This is a genomic window from Dialister sp. UBA1703, assembly GCA_002320515.1.
In the GTDB taxonomy this organism is placed as follows: domain Bacteria; phylum Bacillota; class Negativicutes; order Veillonellales; family Dialisteraceae; genus Dialister.
Genome location: DCJJ01000092.1, coordinates 1 through 2,385, shown reverse-complemented (window position 1 = coordinate 2,385; position 2,385 = coordinate 1). Strand labels below are relative to the sequence as shown.

The window sequence follows — 2,385 nt, the reverse complement described above, 5'->3', positions numbered from 1 at the left end:
GAATTAATCAGTGCTTCCTTAAATAACATACATTTATTCCTTTCAGAAATATGATAAACTCCTTCCTGTATTTCACATATATGCTAAAATAAAAAATGAAATAAAAAATAGTCAGGAGAGAATCGGTATGGAGAAACAGGAACGGTGGCTGCCCAGAGAGCAGAAAAACAGAAAAGCCTTCTACATCTTTGTCTTTTTCTCCCTTTTTATCCTTTTCCTTCTGCTGATGAATGCCTACTACATTACCCATGAAACAAAGTACAACGAGTACCGGGTAACCGACGCCATTTCCATGGATCTTATAGAACCGGACGGCAGTGTGAAGGAAAACATATCCCCGGCAGATGACTTCCCTGAGGGGAGCCGCGTACGCATCCGTGTGCCCATCCCCCTTCACTCCGACCGGCACCAGTACATGCTGGCCTTCACCACCATCCGTACCTATCCCACCGTTTCATACAACGGTCACATTCTGTACTCCATCAGTGAATCAGATATTCCCCGGAGCCGTCATTTCGGTTCCATGATCTGCATGGTAGAGCTTCCTCCTGCCGCCTATGGCTCCACTGTCACCATCGAAGAAGAAATGCTTGACCACAATCCCCGGCCTTTTTTGGGCAACATCCTCGTCATGCCCACAAAAAAGAGCTACACCTACTACCTGCAGCAGGAAGGACTTCTCTTTATCCTGTACCACACCCTCCTCACCCTGTCCCTGGCCGCCATCCTTGTCTTCCTGTGCCTGAAGAAAAAGGACTTCGTAAAGAAAGGGCTGGCCCTTGCCCTCTTTCTGGCCTCCTTCGTACTCTGGGGACTGGGCTATCATCATATGCTGGGCTTCTGGATACCGAGCGACAACCTCTGCGCCATTATCGAATACGGCTCCCTTTTCTTTCTTCCTGCCCCCCTCCTTTACTACCTTTACCTTTCGGAAAATGAAAGGCGGAGAAAAGCCATTTACCACCGGCTTTCCCAATGGTTCCTTCTGCTCTTCACCTCCGCCATGCTGTTGCACCTGGGGACGCCCCTTAACCTGGATGACATACTGCCCCTGCTTCACCTCTCTATCCTCCTGGCCTGCCTTCTCGTCTGCTGGTACCAGCTCCATCCCCTGGGAAAAGAAGAAATCTGGACCTTCATCATCCGCTGGGGCATCCTTATTTCCGCCGGAGCTGCCGGCATAGATACCGCCCAGTACTACATCGCCCCCACCCACGGTCCCCTGCAGGTTCACATCATGCAGGCCCTGGCCACCTGGGCCCTCCTGGTCTTCGTCCTTTCCGTCACCCTGTCCTACTTCTTCCAAATCCTGTCCCAAGCGGAAGAAGCGCAGGAGAAAAAAGCAGCCCTCCGCGTGGCACGGCATGACGCCCTCACCGGCCTCCTGAACCACGGCGGCATCTTCCACGCAGCAGAAAAACTGGACAGCGAAAAAGCCTACTCCCTTCTCTTCATGGATTTGAACGGTCTCAAAGAAGTAAACGACCTCTACGGCCATATGGCAGGAGACAAACTCCTTCGCCACATGGCAGACATCCTTCGGAGCTCCGCCGGAAAAGACGCCGCCTGCGGCCGCCTGGGCGGCGACGAATTCATCGCCATCCTCCCGCCGGAAAAAACATCATCCATTCCTTCCATCGCAGACGAAATCCAAAAGAAACTGAAAGCACTGAAAGGCATGCCCCAGATGCCAAAAGACCCCTCCGCCTCCTTCGGCTGGAGCATCCACGCCCCCGCCCAGCCCCTCACCTTTGAAGACCACCTGAAAGAAGCGGACGACCGCATGTATCAGGAAAAAGCAGCCTATAAGAAATCCCACCCAGTGGAAGCAGGGAGAAACTTCAGGAGGGAAAAATAATGGGGCCGCTGTCCGCGGCCCGGGTGCAGAGGGTTCAACACCCATTTTATTGTGTTCCTTCAAAGAAGGAGGAAGGTGGTACGCGGTACCAAAGGGGGCAGGCCACTGCGTGGCAGGGTGCAGAGGGTTCAAAAGGTGGTGGATTGCCCATAGGGCGATGAATCTTATAATGAAGCCTTCCGGCTGACCCCTTCCGGCTCACATGACTGACTGACACGGATACCCATCCGTGTTTTTGTACTGTCCGTTTTATTGTATAAAATGGGTGATAGAGAAACCTCACGCCGGATTGGTACGTTTCACGATGAGGCCGGAAATCTCTCATTGGTGAAGTCAATGAAGTTTCATAGTGAAGTGAATGTGAAGTCAATGTGAAGTTATAGTGAAGTAGTTCATAGACAAGATTTGAAATGATTCATCAAATGAAAATGCCCGCCATATTCTTATGGCAGGCATTTTCATTTACGTCCATGCCGGACGCATTTAAAAAAGGCGCCCTTTATACTAAGGAAGCACTGATTCATTCA

At 51.2% G+C, this 2,385-nt stretch carries 1 protein-coding gene; it reads left to right on the top strand.

Annotation, left to right across the window (positions count from 1 at the left end; all coding sequences use genetic code 11):
* The first annotated feature begins 127 nt into the window (after nucleotides 1-127).
* Nucleotides 128-1,858: a GGDEF domain-containing protein gene (locus B2Y11_RS04595; RefSeq protein WP_291056779.1), complete on the top strand. Its 1,731-nt coding sequence runs from the start codon at nucleotides 128-130 to the stop codon at nucleotides 1,856-1,858.
* Nucleotides 1,859-2,385: the final 527 nt, after the last annotated feature.